This window comes from Pyxidicoccus trucidator (assembly GCF_010894435.1).
Lineage (GTDB): Bacteria > Myxococcota > Myxococcia > Myxococcales > Myxococcaceae > Myxococcus > Myxococcus trucidator.
Map to the genome: position 1 here is coordinate 267,013 of NZ_JAAIXZ010000016.1, position 23,985 is coordinate 290,997.

At 70.7% G+C, this 23,985-nt stretch carries 21 protein-coding genes; 8 read left to right on the forward strand and 13 right to left on the reverse strand.

All coding sequences use genetic code 11. The features are described from left to right. Positions 1-69: 69 nt before the first annotated feature. The 4 genes from infB to G4D85_RS36130 all read right to left on the reverse strand — a co-directional run bounded on the left by infB (position 70) and on the right by G4D85_RS36130 (position 5,969). Positions 70-3,282 (reverse strand): translation initiation factor IF-2, encoded by a 3,213-nt coding sequence (gene infB / locus G4D85_RS36115; protein WP_164018634.1) that lies wholly within the window; start codon positions 3,280-3,282, stop codon positions 70-72. A gap of 109 nt (positions 3,283-3,391) precedes the next feature. Continuing rightward, positions 3,392-3,637, reverse strand: coding sequence for a YlxR family protein (locus tag G4D85_RS36120; protein ID WP_240359707.1), 246 nt, complete (start codon positions 3,635-3,637; stop codon positions 3,392-3,394). Between the two features lie 83 nt (positions 3,638-3,720). Further along, positions 3,721-5,421 (reverse strand): transcription termination factor NusA, encoded by a 1,701-nt coding sequence (nusA, locus tag G4D85_RS36125; RefSeq protein WP_164018636.1) that lies wholly within the window; start codon positions 5,419-5,421, stop codon positions 3,721-3,723. Between the two features lie 62 nt (positions 5,422-5,483). Next, positions 5,484-5,969 carry a ribosome maturation factor RimP gene (locus tag G4D85_RS36130; protein WP_164018637.1) on the reverse strand — a complete coding sequence of 162 codons (486 nt, stop codon included), beginning with the start codon at positions 5,967-5,969 and terminating at the stop codon, positions 5,484-5,486. A 207-nt stretch (positions 5,970-6,176) separates the two neighbouring features. Between G4D85_RS36130 and G4D85_RS36135 the strand changes: the two genes are divergently transcribed. The 6 genes from G4D85_RS36135 (at position 6,177) to G4D85_RS36160 (ending at position 12,422) form a co-directional block, all read left to right on the forward strand. After that, on the forward strand, positions 6,177-6,980 hold the full coding sequence (locus tag G4D85_RS36135; protein WP_164018638.1) for a carbon-nitrogen hydrolase family protein: 804 nt from the start codon (positions 6,177-6,179) through the stop codon (positions 6,978-6,980). A 93-nt stretch (positions 6,981-7,073) separates the two neighbouring features. Then, positions 7,074-7,523 carry a FecR domain-containing protein gene (locus G4D85_RS36140; protein WP_205525851.1) on the forward strand — a complete coding sequence of 150 codons (450 nt, stop codon included), beginning with the start codon at positions 7,074-7,076 and terminating at the stop codon, positions 7,521-7,523. Further along, positions 7,520-8,413, forward strand: coding sequence for a peptidoglycan-binding protein LysM (locus tag G4D85_RS36145; RefSeq protein WP_164018640.1), 894 nt, complete (start codon positions 7,520-7,522; stop codon positions 8,411-8,413). Before G4D85_RS36140 ends, G4D85_RS36145 begins: the two co-directional genes overlap by 4 nt. Before the next feature lie 19 nt (positions 8,414-8,432). Continuing rightward, positions 8,433-10,139, forward strand: coding sequence for an HD domain-containing phosphohydrolase (locus tag G4D85_RS36150; protein WP_164018641.1), 1,707 nt, complete (start codon positions 8,433-8,435; stop codon positions 10,137-10,139). 85 nt (positions 10,140-10,224) lie between these two features. Then, positions 10,225-10,563, forward strand: coding sequence for a DUF971 domain-containing protein (locus G4D85_RS36155; RefSeq protein WP_164018642.1), 339 nt, complete (start codon positions 10,225-10,227; stop codon positions 10,561-10,563). A 29-nt stretch (positions 10,564-10,592) separates the two neighbouring features. Next, a complete protein-coding gene (locus G4D85_RS36160) occupies positions 10,593-12,422 on the forward strand; it encodes a protein kinase domain-containing protein (RefSeq protein ID WP_164018643.1) in 1,830 nt (609 codons plus the stop codon). A 21-nt stretch (positions 12,423-12,443) separates the two neighbouring features. On the opposite strand, the gene G4D85_RS36165 is transcribed toward G4D85_RS36160, so the two are convergent. From G4D85_RS36165 to G4D85_RS36185, 5 genes are all read right to left on the reverse strand, one after another. Next, the gene (locus tag G4D85_RS36165) at positions 12,444-12,962 is read right to left on the reverse strand and encodes a ClpXP protease specificity-enhancing factor SspB (protein ID WP_164018644.1); all 519 of its coding nucleotides are present in this window, start codon (positions 12,960-12,962) and stop codon (positions 12,444-12,446) included. Between the two features lie 33 nt (positions 12,963-12,995). After that, complete coding sequence (gene smpB / locus G4D85_RS36170) at positions 12,996-13,484, reverse strand: SsrA-binding protein SmpB (RefSeq protein ID WP_164018645.1); 489 nt, start codon at positions 13,482-13,484, stop codon at positions 12,996-12,998. Between the two features lie 16 nt (positions 13,485-13,500). Continuing rightward, positions 13,501-14,358, reverse strand: coding sequence for a pantoate--beta-alanine ligase (gene panC, locus G4D85_RS36175; protein ID WP_164018646.1), 858 nt, complete (start codon positions 14,356-14,358; stop codon positions 13,501-13,503). 2 nt (positions 14,359-14,360) lie between these two features. Next, positions 14,361-15,287, reverse strand: coding sequence for a 3-methyl-2-oxobutanoate hydroxymethyltransferase (gene panB, locus G4D85_RS36180; protein WP_164018647.1), 927 nt, complete (start codon positions 15,285-15,287; stop codon positions 14,361-14,363). 163 nt (positions 15,288-15,450) lie between these two features. Continuing rightward, positions 15,451-16,095 (reverse strand): deoxynucleoside kinase, encoded by a 645-nt coding sequence (locus G4D85_RS36185; protein WP_164018648.1) that lies wholly within the window; start codon positions 16,093-16,095, stop codon positions 15,451-15,453. A 227-nt stretch (positions 16,096-16,322) separates the two neighbouring features. Between G4D85_RS36185 and G4D85_RS36190 the strand changes: the two genes are divergently transcribed. After that, positions 16,323-16,604, forward strand: a complete 282-nt coding sequence (locus G4D85_RS36190; protein WP_205525852.1) for a hypothetical protein — start codon at positions 16,323-16,325, stop codon at positions 16,602-16,604. Positions 16,605-16,613: 9 nt separating this feature from the next. Here G4D85_RS36190 and rsmA read toward each other — a convergent pair whose 3' ends face one another. The 4 genes from rsmA to G4D85_RS36210 all read right to left on the reverse strand — a co-directional run bounded on the left by rsmA (position 16,614) and on the right by G4D85_RS36210 (position 23,219). Then, positions 16,614-17,471 (reverse strand): 16S rRNA (adenine(1518)-N(6)/adenine(1519)-N(6))-dimethyltransferase RsmA, encoded by an 858-nt coding sequence (gene rsmA / locus G4D85_RS36195; protein ID WP_164018650.1) that lies wholly within the window; start codon positions 17,469-17,471, stop codon positions 16,614-16,616. Positions 17,472-17,486: 15 nt separating this feature from the next. Then, on the reverse strand, positions 17,487-18,482 hold the full coding sequence (tsaD, locus tag G4D85_RS36200; RefSeq protein WP_164018651.1) for a tRNA (adenosine(37)-N6)-threonylcarbamoyltransferase complex transferase subunit TsaD: 996 nt from the start codon (positions 18,480-18,482) through the stop codon (positions 17,487-17,489). Between the two features lie 44 nt (positions 18,483-18,526). Continuing rightward, a complete protein-coding gene (locus G4D85_RS36205) occupies positions 18,527-21,259 on the reverse strand; it encodes a response regulator (RefSeq protein ID WP_164018652.1) in 2,733 nt (910 codons plus the stop codon). A 211-nt stretch (positions 21,260-21,470) separates the two neighbouring features. Further along, positions 21,471-23,219: a DnaJ domain-containing protein gene (locus tag G4D85_RS36210; RefSeq protein WP_164018653.1), complete on the reverse strand. Its 1,749-nt coding sequence runs from the start codon at positions 23,217-23,219 to the stop codon at positions 21,471-21,473. Positions 23,220-23,222: 3 nt separating this feature from the next. Here G4D85_RS36210 and G4D85_RS50600 point away from each other — a divergent pair, with 3 nt between their 5' ends. Further along, positions 23,223-23,858, forward strand: coding sequence for a hypothetical protein (locus G4D85_RS50600; RefSeq protein WP_164018654.1), 636 nt, complete (start codon positions 23,223-23,225; stop codon positions 23,856-23,858). The last annotated feature ends 127 nt before the right edge of the window (positions 23,859-23,985 follow it).

The window sequence follows — 23,985 nt, forward strand, 5'->3', positions numbered from 1 at the left end:
CGCCGGGGCATCAGCTCCCTGGGAAGATGGGGTCTTCCCAGGGGTTCAGTGAGGGCACTGGACTGTCGACTACGTGAGGCTCTGACGAGTCTCTTCGATCTCGTACGCCTCGATGATGTCACCGGGCTTGAGGTCGTTGAAGTTCTCGATGCCGATACCGCACTCGAAGCCCTGCGCGACCTCCTTGACGTCATCCTTGAAGCGACGCAACGAGGCCATCTTCCCGGAGAACAGCTGCTTGTTCTCGCGCATGAGCCGAACGAAGGCGCCGCGCTTGATGACGCCGTCCAGCACCGCAGCGCCGGCGATGGTGCCCAGGCGGGGCACGTTGAAGGTGTTGCGCACCTCCGCACGGCCCAGCTTGCGCTCGGTGCGGATGGGCTCCAGCAGCCCCTCCATGTCCAAGCGGACCCCGTCGATGAGTTCGTAGATGATGGAGTAGCTGTGCAGCGTCACGTCCTGCGCCTTGGCCGCGGCCTCGGCACCGGACTCGGGGTTGACGTTGAAGCCCAGCACGACGCCCTTGGAGGCCGCCGCCCGCATCACGTCGCCCTCGGTGATGGCGCCCACGCCGGAGTGGATGATCTCCACCTTGACCTTGTGCGTGGACAGCTTCTGCACCGCCTGCTTCACGGCCTCGGCCGAGCCCTGCACGTCCGCCTTGATGACGACGCGCAGCTCCTTGGGACCGCCGCCCGCCTTCGTCTTGGCGAACAGCTGCTCCAGGGACTCGCGGCTGACCTTGCTGAGCTCGGTCTGCCGCTCCTTCATGTTGCGGTGCTCGGCGATCTGCTTGGCCGCCTTCTCGTCCGCCACCACGTTGATGGCGTCACCCGCGCTCGGCACGCCGGACAGGCCGACGACCTCGGCGCAGTAGCCGGGCTTCACTTCCTTCACCTGCTCGCCGCGGCTGTTCGTCATCGCGCGGACCCGGCCGTAGTGCGGGCCGGTGACGATGGCGTCGCCCAGCTTCAGCGTGCCTTCCTGCACCAGCACCGTGGCCACCGGGCCACGGCCGCGGTCCAGCTTTGCCTCGATGATGGCGCCCACGCTCGGACGGCTCGGGTTGGACGTGAGCTCGAGCACCTCGGCCTGCAGGGCCAGGTTCTCCAGCAGCAGCTCCAGGTTCTCCTTCGTCTTCGCGGAGACCGGCACCATGATGGTGTCGCCGCCCCACTCCTCGGGGACGAGCTCGTGGGTGGCCAGGTCCTTCTTCACGCGGTCCAGGTTGGCGCCCGGCACGTCCATCTTGTTGATGGCGACGACGATGGGCACCTCGGCCGCCTTGGCGTGCTTGATGGCCTCCACTGTCTGGGGCATCACGCCGTCGTCCGCGGCGACCACGAGCACCACGATGTCCGTCACGTCGGCGCCACGGGCGCGCATGGACGTGAAGGCCTCGTGACCCGGGGTGTCGAGGAAGGTGACGTCACCGCGCGCCGTGGTGATGCTGTACGCGCCGATGTGCTGGGTGATGCCGCCCGCCTCGCCCGACGCCACGTTGGCCTTGCGGATGGCGTCCAGGAGGCTCGTCTTGCCGTGGTCGACGTGGCCCATGATGGTGACCACCGGCGGACGGGGACGCTCGTCCTCGGGACGGGCCTCCACCTCGGGCAGGAAGTCCTCCACCTCGAAGCCGACGCGGTCGATCTTCCAGCCGTAGTCGGTGGCGATCATCTCCGCGGTGTCCGCGTCCACCAGCTGGTTGGCCGTGGCCATCTTCCCCAGGCCCATCAGCTTCTTGATGATGTCCGCGCTGCGCACACCCATGCGCTGGCCCAGGTCGGACACGGAGATGCCCTCCTGCAGCTTGATGACCTTCTTCTCCTCGGCCATCTGGGTGATCTGCGTCTTGGCGCCCTTCTTCGTGGGCTTCTTCTTCTTGCCACGGATGGGGATGGTGACGCGGCCCCAGACCATGTCCGTCAGTTCCTGCTTGGACACGCTGGTCGTCTCGCCACTGGTGCGCTTGCGCTGGCCACGCTCCTTGTTCTTGGAGACGTCCACCAGCTCGCGGCCACGACCGAGGTGGTCGGGGACGACCTTGTACTCACGCCGCTCGGGGATGCCGTTGCGGCCCGGCGCCATGGGGTACTGCTTGGCCTGGCCGGCCGTGGGCGTCACGCGGCGCACCTGGATGAGCGGGCGCGAGATGACGACGGCCTGCGTCGCCGTGGGACGCGCCGGGCCACCCGTGGGGGTTACCTGGGCGTGGGGAACACCGCCCACCATGATGGTGGGCCCCTGCGGTGCGGCGCTGGCAGAGGCCTGGGCACCCACTCCCGGAGCGCCGGTGGGGCGCACGGGAGCCTGACCCGGACGCGAGCCCGGCCCCTGATAGGTCTGCCCCTGGTAGCTGGGACGACCGCCCGGGCCACCCGGACGACCGCCAGGACCGCCAGGACCACCCGGACGACCACCCGGACCGCCCGGTCCACCCGGACGACCACCCGGACCGCCCGGTCCACCCGGACGACCACCAGGACCACCCGGACGCCCACCAGGACCACCCGGTCCACCGGGGCCCCGCTGGACGTAGCCCGGACCCCGGGACACGACAGTCGCGGACGTAGAAGTGCTCGAAGGCGTCCGGACAGTCGGCGGGACTGGTGAGCGTTGAGGGGGTTGGGGCAAGGTGGTTCGCTCCTGGGCAGGGGAAGAAGGCGGCTGCGCGGCAGCGGGAGGCTGCACGGCGGCACGAGGTGCCTCGACCGGTGCCCTGGGGGCCTCGGCGACGGGCGTGGACGGGGCCGTGACGGGAGCCGCGGCCTGGGGGGCCTCGGCGACCGGCGCGGTCTGCTGCGGTGTGGCGGTGACGGCGGGGGCCTCCGGAACCTCCGGGGCGGCCTCCACATGCTTCGGCTCCGTGGCCCGGGGCGCCTCGACTGGGGCCTGGGGAGCCTCGACGACGGGAGCGGACGGCGGCTCCTCGGCGGCGTAGGTCGCGGCGCCCTGAGACTCCGGGGACGCCTCGTAGGACTGAGAGTAGTCGCCCTGCTGGGCGTCGCTTCCCAGGTCGGCGGACGTACCGCCGGCGGGCGCGCCCACCTTGCGGCGGACGACGAACCCCTTCGCCGTCACGGGCGGCGCGGCCTGCTTCGGCTTGCGCTTGTCCAGGATCTTCTGGACGGCGGCGGTCGCCTGGTCGTCATCGAGAGAGGACGAGTGGCTCTTGACGTCGTAACCGAGCGCAGAAAGCTCGTTTACGACCTCCTTGTTGTCGAGCTCAATGCCGTGGCCCTTGAGCTCCTTGGCGATTTCATGGACGCGCTTCTTCGACATATTGCCCTTGTTGGCCTTCTGCTCCGCCGGCTACCGGGGCGCAGCACCCTAGTCCAAACCCGAAAATGTGTGCGAGTGGTCCTTAACACCCACTCCCCCCCTGCACCCCTTAGCTCCCCGTCCCCGGCTTCCATGCCTGCCCGAGCTGCGACGGGTCAACCTGCCCCGCCTTGCCGCGAAAGGCTCTACCAAACGCCTTCCGCTTCAGCGCCGCCGTCAGACAACCGGCACCGCACAGGTAGGCGCCCCGTCCTGGCAGCCGCCTGGCCCTGTCCACCTCGATGGCGCCCCCGGGCCCTACCACGAATCGGGTGAGCTCCGCTTGCGGCCGCTTGGACCCGCATCCGACGCACATCCGGACCGGACCTGACTCCGCGCTCTGCTCTCCCGCCACCTGCCGGCCGGTCGGGCGCCCCACGTCCCATTCCCTCCCTTAGCTTACGGCGACTTGGTGGCTTCCGCGCCACCTTCCAGGGTCGTCGCCATCACACCACGCTCGGCGTTCAGCTCCGCGCGCAGCTTTGCCTCCTCCACGAGGTAGTTCTCCGCCGCGCTCTTCAGCTGGCGGGCCTTCTTGATGCCCACACCCGGCACGTCGCCCAGCTTCGCCAGGTCCTTCTCGTTGGCGATCTCCTCCACCGTCTTGTAGCCGGCGAGGATGAGCTGCTCGATGGTCTTCTCTCCGACACCGCGCACGCGGGCCATGCGCTCGGACTGGTTGAGCTCGTCCGGGTGGCGCCGTGCCTCCGCCAGCCGGGCCTGCTCCCTCTCATAATCCATGCGCGACAGCTCCGCCTGATCCTCGACCATGCGCTTGCGCGCGGCCTCCTGCATGGCGGGGATGCGGGCGGGGTCGATGCCGGGCATCTGCGCCAGCATCTCCGGATTCGCATCGGCGATGTCCCGGGCCTGCCGGAAGCCGTGGGCGTAGAGCGTCTCCACCAGCATCTCGTTGATGCCCGGCAGCGAGCCCAGCGAGCGGCTGGCGAACTCGCGCAGCTCGCGCACCCGGCTCTCGCTGTTGATGTCCAGCTTCCAGCCGGTGAGCTGGGCGGCCAGGCGGACGTTCTGCCCGCGGCGGCCGATGGCGAGGCTGAGCTGGTCGTCCGGGACGATGAGCTCCATGGCGTGGTTGGCCTCGTCGATGATGACGCGGCTGACCTCGGCCGGCGCCAGCGCCGAGCACACGAAGCGGGCCGGATCCTCGTCGAAGGGGACGATGTCGATCTTCTCCCCGCGCAGCTCCTGCACCACCGCCTGCACGCGGCTGCCCTTCATGCCCACGCACGCGCCCACCGGGTCCACGTCCGAGTCCCGGCTGGACACGGCAATCTTCGCGCGGCCACCCGGCTCGCGCGCCGCCGCCTCGATGACGACGATGCCCTCGGCGATTTCCGGCACCTCCATCTCGAACAGCTTGGTCAGCAGGTTGACGGAGGCGCGGCTGAGGACGATCTGCGGGCCCTTGGACTCGCGCAGCACGTCCAGCACGTAGGCCTGGACGCGGTCGCCCGGGCGGTAGGTCTCACGCGGCACCTGCTCGCGCACCGGCAGCACGGCCTCGGCGCGGCCCAGGTCCACGATGATGTTGCCGCGCTCGAACCGGCGGGCAATGCCGGTGACGATTTCGTTCTTGCGGTCCCGGTACTCGTTGAAGACGTTCTCGCGCTCGGCGTCCCGCGTGCGCTGCAGGATGACCTGCTTGGCCGTCTGCGCGGCGATGCGGCCGAAGCCGCGGCGGAAGGTCTTCAGGCGGAGGATGTCGCCGTACTGGTCGTCCTGCGCCTTGGCCTCGGCGGCGTCCTCGTCCCGGTAGAAGATCTGGAAGACCAGCTCGTCCCCGGACTCCACTTCCATGCCCTTGCGGTGGGCCTCGGCGGTGGTGATCTGGTTGACGGCCTGTACGGGGTCGACAATCTCATCCATGACGGTAATGGCCTGGAACAGCTCCACCACGCCCTTGTCGGCGTCGTACTTGGCCTCGAGCTCGCGGTCCTGGCCAAAGTGCTTCTTGGCCGCGGTCTTCATCGCGTCTTCGAGGGTGGCAATGAGCACAGCCCGGTCGATGCCCTTGTCCTTGGCGACCTGGTCGAGGACGAGGTTGAGGTTGACGGTCGGGTTGGCTTGCTGCGTGGCCATGGTCTTCTCCTAAAAGGGTCCACGGGCGTCCCTGCTCGGAGGGGCGCCCTGTATGTCGACGTCTAGAACTCGAACTCCAGGTTCGCCTTGGCGATGTCCTTGAAGAGGATGTGGAAGGTTCCGGCACCGTCCACCTCCACCGAGATGCTGTCGCCCGCCACCTCGGTCAGCGTGCCGGTGAAGTTCTTGCGCGGGGGGTCTCCCAACGGCCCGAACGTCTTCACCTTCACCTTCTGTCCCTTCACCCGCTCGAAGTGCGCCGGCTTCTTCAGCGGCCGGTTCACCCCGGGGCTGGAGACCTCCAGGCTGTACTCGTGGGGGACCAGGTCCTCCACGTCGAGCGCGGGGTCCACCGCGCGCGACACCTGGGTGCAGTCTTCCAGCCCGACCCGCCCGCCCGGCTTGTCGATGAACAACCTGAGGATCCAGCCCTCGCGCTCCCGGAGGAATTCCAGGTCCACGAGCTCCAGTCCTTCACCGGCGACAATGGGGTCCAGCAGGGACATGGCCCGCTCTTCCACTGTCTGCTTGAGGTTCTTCTCCGACATATCCGGGAAACAGGTCTCCAAAAACGCGAAAAGCGGGCACGCGGCCCACTTTTCGAGGTCCATCATCGAAAAATGTGGGGCGTCCGTAGCACACGCCCCGTCGGGGTGTAAAGGAAGGACGCACCCTCCTGCTCCGGGTGAAACCTGCCCGACAGGGCAAGGAATTCCCAGGGGTTCCACGACCCGGACCGGCGTTATAACGGGCCCATGCACCTCATCGCCGCCGCGCAGATGGTGTCCACCGCGGACAAGGGCCACAACCTGGACGTCGCCACCCGCCTCGTGCGGCAGGCGGCCGGCCTGGGGGCCCGTCTGGTGGGCCTCCCGGAGAACTTCTCGTGGATGGGCCCGGAGCCCGAGCGCTCCGCCGCCGCCGAGGGACTGGACGGGCCCACCCTGGCCCACATGGCCCAGCTCGCCCGGGAGCTCAAGGTGACGCTGCTGGCCGGCAGCGTGCTGGAGACGGGAGCGCCGGGGGGCCGGCTCTACAACACCAGCGTCCTCTTCGGCCCGGGCGGAGAGCGGCTGGCCGTCTACCGGAAGATGCACCTCTTCGACGTGGAGGTGGGAGATGGTGCCACCTACCAGGAGTCCGCCGCGGTGGCGCCGGGGACGGAGGTGGTGGCCGCGGAGACGGAGGTGGGACGGCTGGGCCTGTCCGTCTGCTACGACTTGCGCTTCCCGGAGCTGTACCGACGTCTCTCCAGGGAGGGCGCCACCCTGCTCGCGGTGCCGGCCGCCTTCACTCTGATGACGGGCAAGGACCACTGGGAGGTGCTCCTGCGGGCACGGGCCATTGAAAACCAGGCCTACGTGCTGGCGCCCGCACAAGGTGGGAGGCACTCCGCCAACCGCCTCACCTATGGGCACGCCATGGTGGTGGACCCCTGGGGGCTGGTGACGGCGCGGGCGTCCGAGGGCGAGGGGCTGGCGCTGGCGCAGGTGGACCCGGAGCTCCAGGCGCGCATCCGGCGCAACCTGCCCTGCCTGCAGCACCGGCGGTTGGACTAGCGTGTGGGTGGCCGGGCCCGTTACGCACGAGTCAATCCCCAGTACACTGCGGTTCCCGGAACCCCCTACGTGAACGGACGACGCTGGCCACCCATGCTGCTCGCGCTCGCGCTCTCGGCCTTGCCGCTCGGCTGCACCGCCGATGAGCATCCGCCCGCGCCCGCGCCCTCCTCGCGCCCCGCGCCAGTACCGCGCGCGCACCTGAGAAGCCTGAAGGGGGACGTGAAAATCAAGCGCGCCACCGCCGACGACTGGAGCACCGCGAGCGAGGGGCTCCCCCTCTTCGAGAACGACAAGGTGCGCACCGAGGTGGGCGCGGGCGCCGACCTCGTCTTCGCCGCCGATGGCGGCACGGTGCACCTGGGCGGCGACTCCCTCATCGGCATCGCCGAGACGCGGCTCCGGCCGGGCCAGCCGCGCACGGACCTGACGGTGCTGCGCGGCCGCATCGACGCGGAGCTGGAGAAGCCCGCCACCCAGTCCCTCTCCGTCACCACCCCGGCGGCCACCATCCAGGCCGGAAGGGAGATTGTCTTCCAATGAAGACGTCGCTGCTCATCCTGCTGGCGGGGCTGGGGGTCACCGCGCAGGACACGGCGGTGGTGGGCCCCCGCGAGACACTGCGACAGGTGGCGGAGCGCACCGTGGGCGACCCGGGCGCCGCGGGGGAAATCCAGGCCCTCAACGGGCTGACGTCGGACACGGTGGCCGAGGGCACGCGGCTGAAGGTGCCCGGACAGGAACGTGTGCTGGCACAGAAGGCCCTGGAGACGGCGCGCACCCTCGTCGGGGACGCGGGCGTGTCACCAGAGGCCGCGGCGCGGCTCAAGGATGCGGAGGCGCACTTCCGCGCCGCCCGCTACGCCCAGGCCTCCGAGGCGGCCAACGCGGCCGGCAAGCACGTGTCCGCCGCCCCCGCGCCGAGCACTTCCGCATTCAGCGTGGAGGTGGGCCCGGACGGAGGCACCACCACCGTCACCGTGACGAAGGGCCCACCGGTGCGGGTGGAAGCCGAGGGCGTCACCCGGCCCGTTGCCGCGGGCGCGGCCGTGCGCGTGGACAAGGGCAGCCCGCCTCCCGAGCCACCCGCCCCCCTGGTGGCGCCGAGGCCCGCGTTGCCGGAGGATGGGGAGCGCTTGAAGCGACGCCCGGACGCGGCGGGACGGCTGGGCCCGGTGAAGCTGAGCTGGGCGGCAGTGCCCGGAGCGGAGCGTTACGAGGTGGAAGTGTCGCGCGACATTGATGGCCCCTCCGTCTTCGCCCAGTCTGTCTCCGCCCTGGAGCTGAAGCTGCCGGTGCTGCCGGCCGGACACTACCGGTGGACGGTGCGCGCTGTGGGCCCGGCGGGCCGCTCCGAGCCCGGGCCCACCCGTCGCTTCGAGCTGGTGTCGGAGCGACTCAAGCTCGAAGTGCAGAAGGGACAGTGGCAGTAGCCACCGGAGGAGCAGCACCGTGCGCCTTTTCAAAGCCATCCTCCTGTTGATGCTGGTGGTGGGCCTCGTCCCCACGCTGATGGTGGGCTGGCTCTCCGTGTCCCAGACGCGCGAGCTGCTGGTGCGCGACGCGCAGGAGCTCGCGCAGGAGCGGGTGAAGCAGCTCCAGCTCAAGACGGAGGCCTTCCTCGGCGAGCCCACCGACACGGTGGTGGGGCTGGCCCGCGTGCCCGGCTTCTTCACGCTGCCGCTGGTGGCGCAGCAGACGCACCTGGCCTCCGCCCTCACGCAGCGGCGCGAGGTGCTGGCCCTCACCGTGTTCGGCCCGGACCGCAAGCGGCTGCCGGGGCTGCAGGCCTTCTCCCGGCACGACGTGTCCCCTTCCGCGCTGGCCGGGCACGAGGAGCGCGCCCGGCAGCTGCTGGAGGGCCTGGAGGGCCTGCGCTACTCGGACGCGGTGACGGGGCCTGACGGGGGCGAGCCGGTGGTGACGCTGGCCTTCCCCGTGGGTGAGCCCGTGAAGGGCTACGTCGCGGCGGACCTGTCTCTGGAAGGGCTGCGGCGGATGCTGGAGCAGGAGCGCGTGGGCAGCACCGGCTTCGTGTACCTCGCGGACCGGCACGGGCACCTCGTCGCGGGAGGCGGAGGCCTGGCCGGCCTGGGCGAGGACGTGTCGCGGCGCAGCCCGGTGGCGCACCTGCTGCGGCAGCTGGAGCGCAACCCGGAGACGGAGACCTTCCACGTGGGCAACTTCGGCGAGGGCCGCAGCGCGGTGGTGGCCGCGTACACGGTGCTGCCGGAGGCCGGCTGGGCCATCGTCTCCGAGCAGCCGGTGGAGCATGCCTACCGGCAGGTGGAGACCATGGAGCGCCGCGTCCTGCTGGGGCTGGGCGGCGCCATCCTCGTCGCGCTGGTGCTGGCGGCGCTCTTCTCGCGCAACCTCACGCGGCCCCTCAAGGGCTTCACCACCGGCGCGCTGGAGCTGGCGCGCGGCAAGTTCGGCGTGGAGGTGGACGTCCCGCAGAAGAACGAGCTGGGCGAGCTGGCCCAGACGTTCAACTACATGAGCAAGCAGCTGCTCGCGTACGACATGGAGAACCGCGGCCTCTACGAGAGCCTGGAGAAGGGCTACCTGGAGACCATCGTCGCGCTGGCCAACTCCATCGACTCGAAGGACGCGTACACGCGCGGCCACAGCCAGCGCGTGGGGGACGTGGCGGTGGAGATTGGCCGCGAGCTGAGCCTCACCGAGCGCGAGCTGCGGCAGCTCCAGTACGGCGGCATCCTCCATGACATCGGGAAGATTGGAATCGTCGAGTCCATCCTCTGCAAGCAGTCGCGGCTGACGGACCAGGAGATGGCCATCATGCGCGAGCACCCGGCCATCGGCGACGCCATCATCGGCCCGGTGAGCTTCCTGGGCGCGGTGCGCGCGTGCGTGCGCCACCACCACGAGCGCTGGGACGGCACCGGCTACCCGGACCGGCTCAAGGGCGAGGACATTCCCCTGCTGGCCCGCATCGTCGCGTGCGCGGACACCTTCGACGCCTGCACCTCCACGCGCCCGTACCAGAAGGCCATGCCGCTGGAGAAGGCGATGGAGATTCTCGACAACCTCAGCGGCGCCCAGTTGGACCCGAAGGTGGTGCTGGCGCTGCGGCAGGTGCTGGCGAAGCAGGGCGTGCGGCTGGAGGGCCACCGGCTGCCGGTGAAGCTCGCCTCCTGACGCGGGCGGGCGCGAGCCCCGCGCCACCGGGCCGGAAGGATGGTAGGGAGGGGCCCGTGCTGTTGAGACTTCGGAAGGTGGAACGTTGAGTTTCTGGGACCGCATCAAGCCCGCCCCCAAGCCCGTCAGCGGCACGGACGTCCGCGTGGCCCCCGACGGCTCGCGGCTGGAGCTGGGCTGGGACGACGGCGCACGGACGGCCGTTTCCGCGCGCGAGCTGCGCCAGCAGTGCCCCTGCGCCGGCTGCGTGGATGAGTGGACGAACAAGCGCACCCTGGACCCGGCGAAGGTGCCCGAGGACCTGCGCATCAAGGAAGTCCAACCCGTGGGCAACTACGCGCTGGCCTTCGTCTTCAGCGACGGCCACACCACTGGCATCTACCCCTGGAAGCTGCTGCGCGAGGTCTCCCAGCCCCTCACCTGAGCTGGGGCGCTCGCGCCTGGAGGACGTCGGTGCACGAACGCTATCGGCTCGTACGGCCCCTGGCCACCGGCGGCATGGCGGAGCTGTTCCTCGGCGTGGCGCGCACCGAGGGCTTCGAGCGCACGGTGGCCATCAAGCGGGTGCTGCCGCAGCTGGCGCAGGAGCCGGACATCGCGCGCATGTTCCTGGCCGAGGCGCGGCTGTCCATGCAGCTGCAGCACCAGAACATCGCCACCGTGTACGACGTGGGCCACGGCCCCGGCGGGCTCTTCCTGGTGATGGAGCTGGTGGACGGGTGGGACCTGGGCGTGCTGCTGCGCACCGCCGCGCGGCAGGGCCAGCGCTTCCCGCCGCACCTGGCGGCCTTCGTCGTCGTGCAGACGCTGGCCGGCCTCTCGCACGCGTACCGGAAGATGCACGACGGGCGCCCTGTCATGGTGGCCCATCGCGACGTGTCGCCCTCCAACGTCCTCGTGTCGCGCGAGGGCGAGGTGAAGGTGACGGACTTCGGCATCGCCCGGCTGGAGGGCGCCTCCTTCACGGAGCCCGGCGTCTTCAGGGGCAAGGAAGCCTACAGCGCGCCAGAGGTGCTCCAGGGCGCTCCCGCCAACGCGCTGAGCGACCAGTTCTCCCTGGGCATCGTCTTCCACGAGCTGCTCACGGGCCGCCATCCCTTCCATGACGTGAAGGAGCCCATGGCGGTGGCGTACGCCATCCTGTCCCGCGAGGTGCCCCCGCTGCCTCCGGACGTGCCCGCGCCGCTGGCCGAGGCCGTCCTCCGGATGATGGCCCGGGCTCCCGAGCGGCGCTTCCCGACGCCGGAGCTGCTGGGCGAGTCGCTCGCGCGGTGGCTGGCCCGGGCCGGCGAGCCCGCCACGTCGCACGCGCTCTCCGACTTCATGCGGCAGCTGCGGCTGGCCCCCACCCTCCGCGAGCTGGGTGAGGCGGGCGACGAGCCGCAGGCCGGGCTGGCTCAGGCCACGCGACCGTCGAGCCCGGGCACCTTCTCGCTGGAGGAGGACGCGCCGCCCGAGACCCAACCGGGTGGACTCGCGCTCAGCGCCAGCGGACGGCTCGTGCACCGCTGCGCCCGCTGTGGCACGCCCCTGCATGGCGCGCATGCGCCGTGTGACGCCTGCGCCGAGGAGCTGTCTCCGCCCTCGCCCACCTTCACGCCGGTGCCCCCCGCGTCCGCGCTGGGGGGACGCTCCGGGCCCCTGGATTCCGGAGCAGGTGCCCCGGGCCCGGCGGCGTCCGCATCAGCGGGCCGCTCCGCGCCCGGAGCCCCGGCCCATGCGCCGTCTGCGGGCCGCCCCGCCCCCTCCACACCGGGAAACCGCGCGCGGCAGGGAGCTCCGGAGCTGGCGCCCTCCCCCACCCAGTCGCTCGCGGACGCGAGCGTCCCCGAGCAGGGACACCGGCCGATGCGGAGCGTGCTCGAGCTGCCCGCCGAGTCCCTGGAGCTGGCCGAGCGCACGGCACGCCCGGAGAGCGACTGGCAGGAAGACCCGGGAGCCTCCAGGAGACGCTGGAAGCGTGCAGGGGTGGCGCTGGGCATGGTGGCCGTGCTGGCCGCGGCTGGAGCGTGGCTCTACTCGCAGCGCGCCGCGCTGCCGGGACACCTCACGAAGCTGGGCGTGCCCGTGCCTTCACCGGCGCTCAGCATCATCACCAATCCGCCCGGGGCCACGGTGCTGGTGGAGGGCAAGCAGGTGGGAACCACGCCGCTGGCGATGGACAACGCCTACCCCAGCGACAAGCCCCTCACCGTGCAGGTGCGGCTGCGGGGCTACCGCACCTGGAAGGGCACCTTCCGCGGCGGCGAGCCCGTCGAGTTCAAGGTGGTGCTGGACCGCTGAGCGCGGGGCCAGCACCGGGCCCTACTTCACCAGGCGCAGGTGGCCCCGGCGCGGTGGCGGCGGGTCGTCCTGGGGCCCCTCGGGAGGGACTTCGGGCGGCTTCGGTTCCTCGGCCCGCTCACGCTCGGAGGGCACCTCGCGCAGGAAGGTACGCGGGCGCTCGGCGGCCACGGGCACCGGCATGGGCTGCTGCGGACGCGCCGTCGCGGGCTGCTGAAGCAGCTCGGGCGGCATGTCGTCCGGGTACATCCAGAACTCCTTCGTCACGTGGCTGGCGATGGCGAACAGCGCCGACCAGGGCACCGCCACCGTGAAGCGCGAGCCCGAGAAGCTGAGCGTGCAGCGCACGCCCCACTCGCCCACCGTGAGGTCCGGCGGGTCGAAGCGGTAGGAGAGGTTGAGGCGCAGGTGTGCCTCCCCCCTGATTGAGGCGGGGACGAGCACGCCAGGGCGGCGCGCGTCCAGGTGGATCATCACCATCCCCTGGTCGAGCGCGGCCAGCAGCCGCTCCTTCTTGTCGAGACCCTTCTTGTCGTCCATCGGTGTACGGCGAGAGAAATTCGGGCGCCCCTCTCAACGTCGGCGCAACGCCCGGTCCATCTCCCGCTTCGTCTCCCGCTCCTTGATGTCCTGGCGCCGGTCTTCGTGATTCTTTCCGCGGCAGAGCCCCAGCTCTACCTTGGCCCGCCCATTCTTGAAATACAGCACAAGCGGGATGATGGAATAACCCCGCTCCCGCACCTTCGCCGCCCAGCGGTCAATCTCGGCCCGGTGCAGCAGCAGCTTTCGGCCCCGGGTGGGCAGGTGGTCGAAGACGCTGGCCGCCTTGTAGGAGCCGATGTTGGCGTTGAGCAGGAACAGCTCGCTTCCCTTGGGGAGCGCGTAGGCGTCCGACAGGTTGGCGATACCCTCCCTCAACGACTTCACCTCGCTGCCGGTCAGCGCCAGCCCGGCCTCCAGCTTCTCGTCCACCGTGTAGTCGAAGCGCGCACGCCGGTTCTCGGTGATGACCTTCACCCTGGCCTCGCCGCCAGGTGCCTTCGACTTGCCACTGGATGTCATACGCGTCCCGCGTCTCCTAACCGGCCAGCGGCATGTTGTCGATGAGGCGCGTGGTGCCACTGAAGGCCGCGACGAGCAGGCGGGCAGCCTGCCCGGGCGCCACCGTGGCCAGGGGCCGCAGCTGCTCGGCGTCCACCAGTTCCACGTAATCCTCGCGCAGGCCAGCCGCCTCCAGTTCGCGCCGGGCGGCGCCCACCAGCGCGCCCGCCTCCCGGGTACCCTCGCGCAGGAGCGCCTGGGCGGCCTTCAGCCCCCGGGAGAGGGACAGGGCCCTCCGCCGCTCGTCCGGGGACAGGTAGGCATTGCGGCTGCTCAGGGCCAGCCCGTCCGCCTCGCGCACCGTCGGCATGCCGACGATGTCCGCGCCCAGGTGCAGGTCCCGGTTCAGCGCCCGGATGACCTGGAGCTGCTGGTAGTCCTTCTCCCCGAAGAGGGCCACTTCCGGCCGGAAGAGGCACAGCAACTGGGTGACAATCGTGGCCACGCCACGGAAGTGGCCCGGGCGCCGCTCGCCGCACAGGCCCTGGCTGACCTCCGTGACGTCCACGTAGGTCTGATACCCCGGCGGGTACATCGCCTTGGGGTCCTCGGGGGCGAAGACGACGTCCACGCCCGCGCTGGCGCACTTCGCGACGTCCCCCGAGAGGTCTCTGGGGTAGCGGGACAGGTCCTCCTTCGGCCCGAACTGGGTGGGGTTGACGAAGATGGACGCGGCCACCACGTCGGCACGGGAGCGCCCCTCGCGCATCAGCGAGAGGTGCCCCTCGTGCAAGAACCCCATGGTGGGCACCAGCGCGAGCCGGCGCCCTTCACGGCGCAGCCCCGCCACCCACGTCTTCACTTCCTCCACGGTGCGCAGGACTGCGGTGGCCATGGCTAGACTGGCACTCCGTAGACGGGGCCAATCTTCTCACCGCCCTCGGCGGTGGTGGTGGCGGTGGCGCCGGGCGACTCCACCCGAGGAGTCGGGCTGCCGGCCACCAGGCGGATGTTCTTGCTGGACTTGAAGGAGTGGTCCTCGTCCGGGAACGCGCCCTGGCGGACCTCGGAGAAGAAGGCGCCGGCGGCCTCGGTAATCGAGCCGTGCAGGTTGGCGTAGCGCTTGACGAACTTCGGCTTGAAGTCCGGGTTCATCCCCAGCAGGTCGTAGCAGACCAGCACCTGGCCATCGCAGTCGATGCCGGCGCCGATGCCGATGGTGGGGATGGACAGGCTCTGCGTCACCGTGCGCGCCAATTCCAGGGGCACGCCCTCCAACACCAGCGCGTAGGCCCCGGCCTGCTCCAGCGCCAGCGCGTCATCGAGAATCTTGCGGGCCTGCTCCTCGTCGCGGCCCTGGACGACATAGCCGCCCATCTTGTGGACGGACTGGGGCGTCAGCCCCAGGTGGCCCATGACGGGGATGCTGGCGCGGGTAATCGCGCGCACCGTCTCGGCGAACTCGGCGCCACCCTCCAGCTTGACGCTGCCCACGCCTCCCTCGGACACCAGGCGGCCGGCGTTGCGCACCGCCTCCTGGGGGGACACCTGGTAGCTCATGAAGGGAAGGTCGCCCACCACGTGGGCCCGGCGCGCACCGCGCGTCACGGCGGCGGAGTGGTAGACCATCTGGTCCATCGTCACCGGGAGCGTCGAGTCATGCCCCTGGACGACCATGCCCAGCGAATCACCTACCAACAGCACGTCCGCGCCCGCCTGGTCGAGGATGTGGGCAAACGTGGCGTCGTAGGCGGTAACCATGCAGATCTTCTGGCCGATCTGCTTGAAGCGCTTCAGCGTATGGATGGTGACCTTGTCCTTCACGGTTCACCTCCTTGGGTCGACGGGTTGAACGGCCGTTTCGGACCCTTTCGCCCCTCGCCGTCCCTTGCGGAATCGCCGGAAGCCCTGGGTCCTACCGCACTCTAACGCCCTCCGGGCGGCCGTGGGGGCCTGGAGGGCGAGCGTCCCGCCGGGAGCCTGGATTTCAGGCCCGTCGGGAAGCCTTCGGAAGGTAGTGCTGGGTGCCCGGCTTCGCCTTCCGGATGGTGGCCAGCAGGTCCTCCCGGTCCGCCTCGTTGTTGACGAAGTCGATGTCCGAGGTGTCGACCACCAGCAGCGGCGTCTCCGTGTAGTGGAAGAAGAAGCTGTTGTAGGAGTGGACGAGCCCCTCCAGGTACCCGGAGTCGAACTTGCGCTCGAACTCGCGGCCCCGCTTCTTGATGCGTTGCAGCAGCACGTCCAGGCGGGCCTGGAGGTAGACGACGAGGTCCGGCTTGGCCACGCGGGGCCCGAGCGCCTCGAAGACGCGCTCGTAGAGGGCGAGCTCGTGGGCGTCCAGGTTGAGGTGCGCGAAGATGCGGTCCTTGGCGAACAGGTAGTCGCTGACCGTCATGGAGCTGAAGAGGTCCTGCTGGAACAGGTCCTGCTGCTGCCGGAAGCGCGACAGGAGGAAGAAGATCTGCGTCTGGAACGCGAACTTCTGCCGGTCCGTGTAGAAGCTGGAGAGGAAGGGGTTTTCCTCCACCACTTCCAGGATGCGCCGGCCCGCCAGGCGCTCCGCCAGGATGTTGGAGAGACTCGTCTTGCCCACGCCAATGGGCCCCTCGACCACGATGTACCGGTAGTCCATCCGCCGAGGCCTCCCGACCGCGGAATGCGCCACTCACGGCCGCGCGCCCAGCTCGCGCGAGGGCACGGCCACGCATCCGGGCGGATAACACAACACGGACGCCTGAAGCCGGCAATTTTCCACGGCCGCACGCCGCGTCCGGGAGGCCTTCGCTCCCTTGACGCTCTGGAAGGCATCCCCTACGGTCCGCGCGACTTCATGGCGTGTGCGCGGGACGGTCTCCGGACATGAGTGGCGGCAGGCAGCGGGCGAAGACGGTGGTGTTGCTGGAGGAGGCCCGTCAGAGCACCGCCCCCAAGGCCACACCCGCACCCCCGGTGGAGCCGGATCCGCTCTACGGCGTGGTGCTGCTGAAGACGGCCCTGGAGCTGAAGCGACGCCAGGACGGCACGGTGGAGGAAATCCTCCGGAGCGTGCTGGCGCGCATGCGCATCCCCGAGGCCGAGTTCTTCGCGTACCTGGAGCAGCAGGGCGGCCTGCTCCAGGCGCTCGGCCTTCGCCAGCGCTAGGCCCCTTCCCTACTCCTCCAGCTTCAGAGCGGGGACGGGCGCCACCACCGGGCCGAGCGCGCGCTCAATCGCGGCGAACTCCTCGGGCGCGAGCGTCTCCGCGCGGCGCTGGGGGTCCACACCCGCGGCCTGCATCGCGGCGACGAGCACCTCCGGCGAGCCCAGCGTGGGGTCCGACTTGATGGAGTTGAGCAGCGTCTTGCGCCGGTGGGCGAAGGACGCCTTCACCACGCGGGTGAAGCGGGCCTCGTCGATGATGGGCGCGCGCGGGGCCTTGCGACGCGTGAGGCGCAGCACGGCGGAGTCCACCTTCGGCGGCGGGTGGAAGCGCCAGGACTCCAGCGTGAGGATGTTCTCCGCGTCGAAGTGCAGGCCGAGCAGCACGGTGAGCAGGCCGTAGTCCCGGTTGCCGGGCTCCGCGGCGAGCCGCTCCACCACTTCCTTCTGGAGCGTGAAGACGGCGCGCGAGACGCGGGAGCGCTGCTCCAGCACGCGGAAGAGAATCTGGCTGGACAGGTGGTACGGGAGGTTGCCCACCACGGCCACGTCGGGCGCACCGGCCACCTCGGCGAAGTCCACCGTGGCGGCGTTGCCGGCCACCACGTGCACGCCGGGGATGGCCTCCTTCTCCAGCACCGTCAGCATGTCGCGGTCCCGCTCCACGGCGGTGACACGGGCGCCGGTGGCGGCGAGGAAGCGCGTGAGGTGGCCCAGGCCGGGGCCCAATTCCACCACCGGCTCGCCCTCGCGCAGGTTCACCGCGTCGGCGATGGCCTCCAGGGCCTCCTCGTCACCGAGGAAGTTCTGCCCCCAGCTGTGCTTGGGGCGCAGGCCATGACGTCTGAGGATTTCTCGCGGCGATTCCACCCGGTCTCCTTCTCTCTACATGCGCCAGGCGGGGTCCGCCGCCAGGCGGAAGTCTCCGCGCAGGCCGCGGCGGTACGCCTCATACCCCGCCACCGCGATCATCGCCCCATTGTCCGTGCACAACCGCACCGGCGGCAGGAACATGTTCAGCCCCCGGTCCTCCGCCCGCGCCTTGCACAGCGCGCGCAGCCGTGAGTTGGCCGCCACGCCTCCACACAGCACCAGGTTCTTGTGGCCCAGCCGGCGGGCGGCGGCCACCAGCTTCTTCGACAGCACGTCCGCCACCGCCTCCTGGAAGGACGCGCACAAGTCCGACAGCGCCTGCCCCTCGGGCACGCCGTGCTTCTGCACGTGGTGCAGCACCGCCGTCTTCAGGCCGGAGAAGGAGACGTCGAAGTTGTCGCCGGGCAGCGCGCGCGGGAAGCGGATGGCCTCCGGGTTTCCCTTCTGCGCGAGTTGGTCGATGGGCAGCCCGCCCGGGTACGGCAGCCCGAGGATGCGCGCCGTCTTGTCGTACGCCTCGCCGGCCGCGTCGTCGCGGGTGCTGCCCACCAGCTTGTAGCTGCCATAGGCCTGCACGTCGTAGAGGCTGGTGTGGCCGCCGGAGACGACGAGCCCGAGGAACGGCGGCTCGGGGGCATCCTCGATGAGCCGGATGGCCAGCAGATGGCCCTCCAGGTGGTTGGCGCCGACGAAGGGCTTGCCGGTGGCGAGGCTCAGCCCCTTGGCCACCTGCAACCCCACCAGCAGGGCGCCGATGAGGCCCGGCCCGGAGGTGACGGCGATGAGGTCCACGTCGTCGAGCGTCTTCTCCGCGCGGGTGAGGGCCTCGTGGATGACGGGCATCACCTGGACGATGTGGTTGCGGCTGGCCAATTCCGGCACCACTCCGCCCCAGCGCCGGTGGATGTCCACCTGGGTGGACACGACGTCGGACAGCACGCGGCGACCGTCGGCGACGACGGCGGCGGCGGTCTCATCACAGGAGGTTTCCAGTCCGAGGACGAGCAAGGCGGCTCACTTCTCCGAAGCAGTGGGAGTGGCCGCCAGCCCGCTCAGTTGCCCAGTCCCTTGAGCAGCGAGCGGACCTCGTTGGCGGAGGCTCCCGTCGGTTCCAGGAACAAGTACCTCTTGTAGGCCTCGGCCGCCTGGGAATTCCGCCCGGTGGACTGGTACGCCATGCCGAGCGACAGCCAGGCACGCGCATTCCGGTCCTCCTCCTTGACGACTTCCTGGAGGAGCTTGGCGGCCTCGCGGTGGGCGGACTGCGCGATGGAGCCGTTCACCAGCGAGATGCCCAGGCCGGCCTTCGCCTCCATGGAGGCCGGCTTGAGCGCCAGCGCCTTGCGGTAGCTGATGGCGGCGGACATGTGCCGGCCACCGACGATGGCCGCCTTCGCCGCCTTCACCAGGCTGGCGTACTCGACCTCCGGGTCCACCGGCGGCGTGTTGACGTCCGCAGTCACGGGGCCCGCGTCGGCGGCCTCGACCTTCGGTGCCTCCACGGTGGCCGTCCCCGCGTCCGGCGTGGCGGCGGGAGTCGGCGCGGTGGCGGTGGCCGTGCCCGCGTCGGCGGCCGTCGGCGTGGCCGTCTCGGGCGGCGTGGGCGGAACCTGCGGCGGGTCCTTCTCCGGCACCTGCACCGTGTTGTTCGGGGTCGGCTGCTCCACCGGGGGCTTCGGGGCCGGGTCCTGCTTCTTGCCGGAGCCTCCGCCCACGACGACGACCGCGGCGACCGCGCCGATGAGCAGCAGGCCCGCGGCCACGTACAGGCCGGTGCGCTTGGGGCGGACGGCCTCGGCCTGCGCCGCGTCGCTGGACACGGCCTTCGCCTCGGAGGACGTCGCGGCCTTCGTCTCCACGGCGGGCGACGGCGACTTCGGCTCGGCGGGCTTCTCCGTGACGGCGACCGGCGCCGACGGCGCGCCCGTGTAGCCGGGCAGCGGCGCGCTCGGCGTCGGCGGCTCCTCGGAGATGTCGGGCGCCAGCGGCGTGGCGGCGACGGGAACCCCGTGGCCAGGGTACGGCGGCAGCGCGAGCTGCTGCGGCGGAGGGGACTCCTCCACCTCGAGGATGGGCTCGGAGTCCGCGGACTCATGAGAGCCGGAGCCCCTGCCACTCACCAACGTCACCTCGGACGACGGCGGAGCAGGCGCCGGCGGGGGCACGGGCGGGAACGGGTTGGGGCCCACAGCGGCGCCACCGAAGATGGGGGCGCGCGGCGCCGCGGGCGGCTCGACGGAGGCGGCGGCCTGGGCGAAGGCAGGGGACGAGGAACCGGACGCCCTGGCGTTCCCGCTGCCACGCGGCCCGGAAGACCAGAGCGAGCCCGGGCCCCACGTGGACGCCGAGCCGATGCCCTCGGTGTCCACGCGGCTCCAGTCCAGCAGCAGGCTGCGGTGCGCGTGCTCCACGGCGCGGTGGGCTGGGGGCGGCTCCACGAGGAAGGCCGAGCCCTCCTCGGCGGGAGGCAGCGGCGGCGCCGCCACCGGCTCCTCGGCGGCACCGTTGCGTCGGGGCCTCGCGGGGAAGACGACGACGTTCGCCGGCTGGGCCGGCCCCGTCGCGGCAGCAGCCGCCGAGGCCTCGTCCTCCACGCCCGCGGGCGGCGCGAGCACGCTCGGCGGCATGGCGCGGGGCGCGGGTGGGACGTCCACGGGCGCGACGGGCGGCGGCTCGGGCGCCACGGCCACGGGGACCGGAGCCGGCTCGGGCGCCACGGCCACGGGGGCCGGCGGCGGCTCGGGCGCGGCGGGGGCGGGCTCCACGGGCGCGCTCGGCGGCGGGGCCGCGTTGAGCCACTGCTCGATGCCGGGCTTGCTGCTCTGCACCGGCTCCAGCGGGGCGTTGCCCAGCTCGCGGATGAGGCCCTCGAAGTACAGCTTGCTGATGATGCCCAGCGCGGCCAGGTCCTCGAAGTCCGAGTCCTCCACCACGCGGCTCAGGGTGCGCTTGCCGTCGAACAGGCGCAGCAGCCCGTTCACCTCGTCCGGAATCTCCGAGAGACGGTCGGCGAGTTGGTGGTAGTCAATCTCGAACACCGTCTCCAGCGGAGGCAGCTGCTCGAGCATGCGCCCCCACTCGTCCAGGCGGCGCATGCCCTCCATCAGCAGGCCCTGGGTGGAGATCTCGATGCGCTCCGGACGGTCCAGCGCGCTGAACTGCACCTCGAACTGACCCTCGAAGGTGTTCAGCATGCGGTAGAAGGCGTTCTCGCCCTTGAGCCGCCCCAGCTCCGCGTCAACGACCCGGCCGTCCTTGAAGTAGACGGTGCCGGTGCGCTCGCCCTGGATGTTGATGAGGCCCGTCTTGCGGCCAATCTCGAACGTCTGGACCAGGTCCACCACGCCCATGTCGGCGAGGCTGCCGGCGAAGCCGCCCTTCGTCGTCTCCCGCTTCTCGATCCTCTCCTTCTCCGCCTTCTGGAGGATCATCTTCACGCGGGTGACGATCTCTTTGATGTAGATCGGCTTCGTCAGGTAGTCGTCGCCACCCAGCTCAAGGCCGCGCACCTTGAACTCGACCGACTTCTGGTTCGTCAGGAAGACGTAGGGGATGAACTTGAAGCGCTCATCGGACTTGAGCGCCTTGCAGAGCTCGAAGCCGTCCATCTCCGGCATCTTCGTATCGGCCAGCACGAGGTCCGGGGGGCTGATCTGGACCTTCTCCAGCGCATCCTTGCCGTGGATGGCCGTCGTCACGGAGAAGCCAGCCTTCTTCAGGCTGACCTCCATCACGCGGAGGCTCTTTGCGTCACCATCGACCAGGAGCAGGTGCTGCTTGGCCACGATACTTGCCTTTCGTCACTGCGGACTTCTACAGAGAGCCTGACGCGGGAGCATCCTGCCCGCTTTCCAGGCGTGTCAATGGCTTGGGGCGGAGGGGCACTCGGCTGGCCCCCTGCTGGACAGGCGGCACGCGCGCGATTCCGGGAGGGCCGGGAGGACCGCCGCGAGGCACCCGCACCCCGCGTGAGAGCGCGGGAGGCCGGTGGCCGCGTCAGCGGAAGAAGCCACCTTTCTTGGGTGGGTTCTTCTTGCGCATGTCGATGAGGCGCAGCTCCTGGTTGGCCTCCAGGTGCTTGGAGTTGGCGCGCACCGCCTCTTTGAAGTGGCGCTCGGCGCGGTCCATGTCGCCCTCGACGCGGGCGATGACGCCGAGCTGGTAGTGGGCGCGGTCGCAGTTGGGGTCGGCGCGCACCGCGTCCGCCATCATCTGCTTGGCCTTGGCCATCTCCGCCTTGCGCGCCGGGTCCATGTAGATGGCCCAGGCGCGGGCGGCCAGGTACGTGGGCTTGGGGTCCATCGAGTGGGCGCGCTCGTAGTGGTCCGAGGCGGTGGTGAAGTCCCGCTTGCGGAAGAAGACCTCGCCCATCTTGTAGAGGTCATCCGGGCTGCTGTCGGGACGCCCCGCGGCGCGGGCACCGGGAGAGGCCGCGGCCATGGAAGCAGCCGTCTGCGCGCTCACCTTCGGCGCGGCCTGCTGGGCCTGGAGGGTCTGCTGGTACGCCTTGCGCCGGGCGTCGTCGTAGAGGACCTCGTAGGCCTCACGGATGGCCTCGAAGACGGCGGTCATCTTCGGCGCCAGGTGGGGAATCGTCGGCGGCAGCCGGTCCGGGTGGAAGACCTTGGCGAGGCTGAGGAAGGCCGTCTTCACCTGGTCGCGGGGAGCCTCCTGGGAGACGCCGAGCACGTAGAAGTGGTCCCGCTTCGCCTGGATGTCGGCGTAGCGCTGCTCGATCTGCTGGGCGAGCCGCGCCTCGTCAGGCTTGGGAGCCTCAACAGAGGCAGCCGGTGTGGGGGCAGCGGCGGAGGGCTCGCCCGTAGGTGTCGCACCCACCACGGCGGGAGCGCGGGCGCCGAGTACGCCCATGTTCTCCATCGCACGGCGCAGCAGGCGCTGGCGCCGGAGCTTCGCTGCCTCGTCTGGATTGGAGGGGTCTGCCGCCACGTCGTCCTCGTCAAAGTCCCAGTCGTCCAGGTCTCCGGACGGCTCGGCCCACGCAGTCTGTCCAGTTGGGCTGGTGTTGTCACCGGGGAAGGCCCCCGGATCCAGGGATGCCTCGGGTTCGATGGTCGCTTCAACAATGGCCTCGACAGGGGGCTCGTTGAAATCGACGTTCGCCTGATTGACATCCGAGCGGACGAGCGATTCCAGGTGGGAGTCCACCTGCAGGAGGGCCGCCTCGAAGGAGGCCGTCAGGTTGGCGGCGCCCTCGTCCTTGTCGAAGGCGACGATGCGCCACAGGTCTTCCTCGCTCGCCTTCGGCGCCGAGGGCCCCAGCCGGAGCGGAGGCGGAGCGGAGACCGGAGCCGGGCGGGTGGCCCACAGGCTGTCGTCCTCCTCGCTGGAATCCTCCACTTCGGGAGGTGTGGCAGCAGCGCCCACGGGAGTGAGGACGGGAGGCGCGCCCCGGGGCGGAGCGCCCCGGGCGGTGGGCTGGGCGGTGGCCGGGGTCAGGACCGGAGGCCCCGAGGCCGTGGCCGGAGCGGAGGGCACGGGCAGCGGATCACCGGCGGGGACGGCATCATCCCAGGAGGCCTCGGGCTCGACCTCCAACAGGGGCAGGTCCTCGGCCTCAGCCGCGGCCGGAGTGGAGCTGGAGTGGGAGGGGTCCCGGGCGTGCCACTGCTCCTCCTGGACGGGGACGAGGTCCTTGGTCCGGGTGGGCGGAGTGGCGCGCGGGGGCTCATCGGCGAGCCAGGGCTCCAGCGGCTGCGTCCGCGAGCGGCGGAGGGCCTCCTCCATATCGTGGAGGAGCGCGGCCTGGGCTCGCTGGCGAGCGACGCGCAGGGCGTCCGGACTCTCGGGCGGGGATGGAAGGTCGAGAGAGGAGGCTGCCTGCGGGAGGGCCTCCCCCCGCGAGTCGGAGCCGGGAGCCTGCTGCGGCTCGGGGTCGGCGGAGATGATGTCACCGACATCGAGGGTGAGGGGCTCCGCTTCCTCCGCCGCGGGCACGGCGCTGACCGGTGCCGCGGACACCTGGGACTGGCGAGCCTCTTCGGCAAGCCGGGCCTCCTCCGCCAGGCGGGCCTCTTCGGCGAGCCGGGCCTGCTCCGCGAGCTTGGCCTCCTTTGCGCGACGCACCGCTTCGGTGCGGCGACGCTCCACCTCAAGACGTACTTCCTCGGCCTGGCGCGCCGCTTCGGCGAGACGTGCCTCTTCCGCGAGGCGAGCCTCTTCGATCCGACGTGCTTCTTCGGCGAGGCGGGCCTCTTCGGCGAGCCGCGCCTCTTCCGTAAGCCGCGCCTCTTCCGTAAGCCGCGCCTCTTCCGCAAGGCGAGCCTCTTCCGCAAGGCGGGCCTCTTCGGCGAGGCGGGCCTCTTCAGCCAGCCGGGCATCTTCGACCCGACGCGCTTCTTCGGCGAGGCGGGCCTCTTCAGCTAGGCGGGCATCTTCTACCCGACGCTCTTCTTCGGCGAGGCGGGCCTCTTCAGCTAGGCGGGCATCTTCTACCCGACGCTCTTCTTCGGCGAGGCGGGCCTCTTCGGCGAGGCGGGCCTCTTCGGCGAGG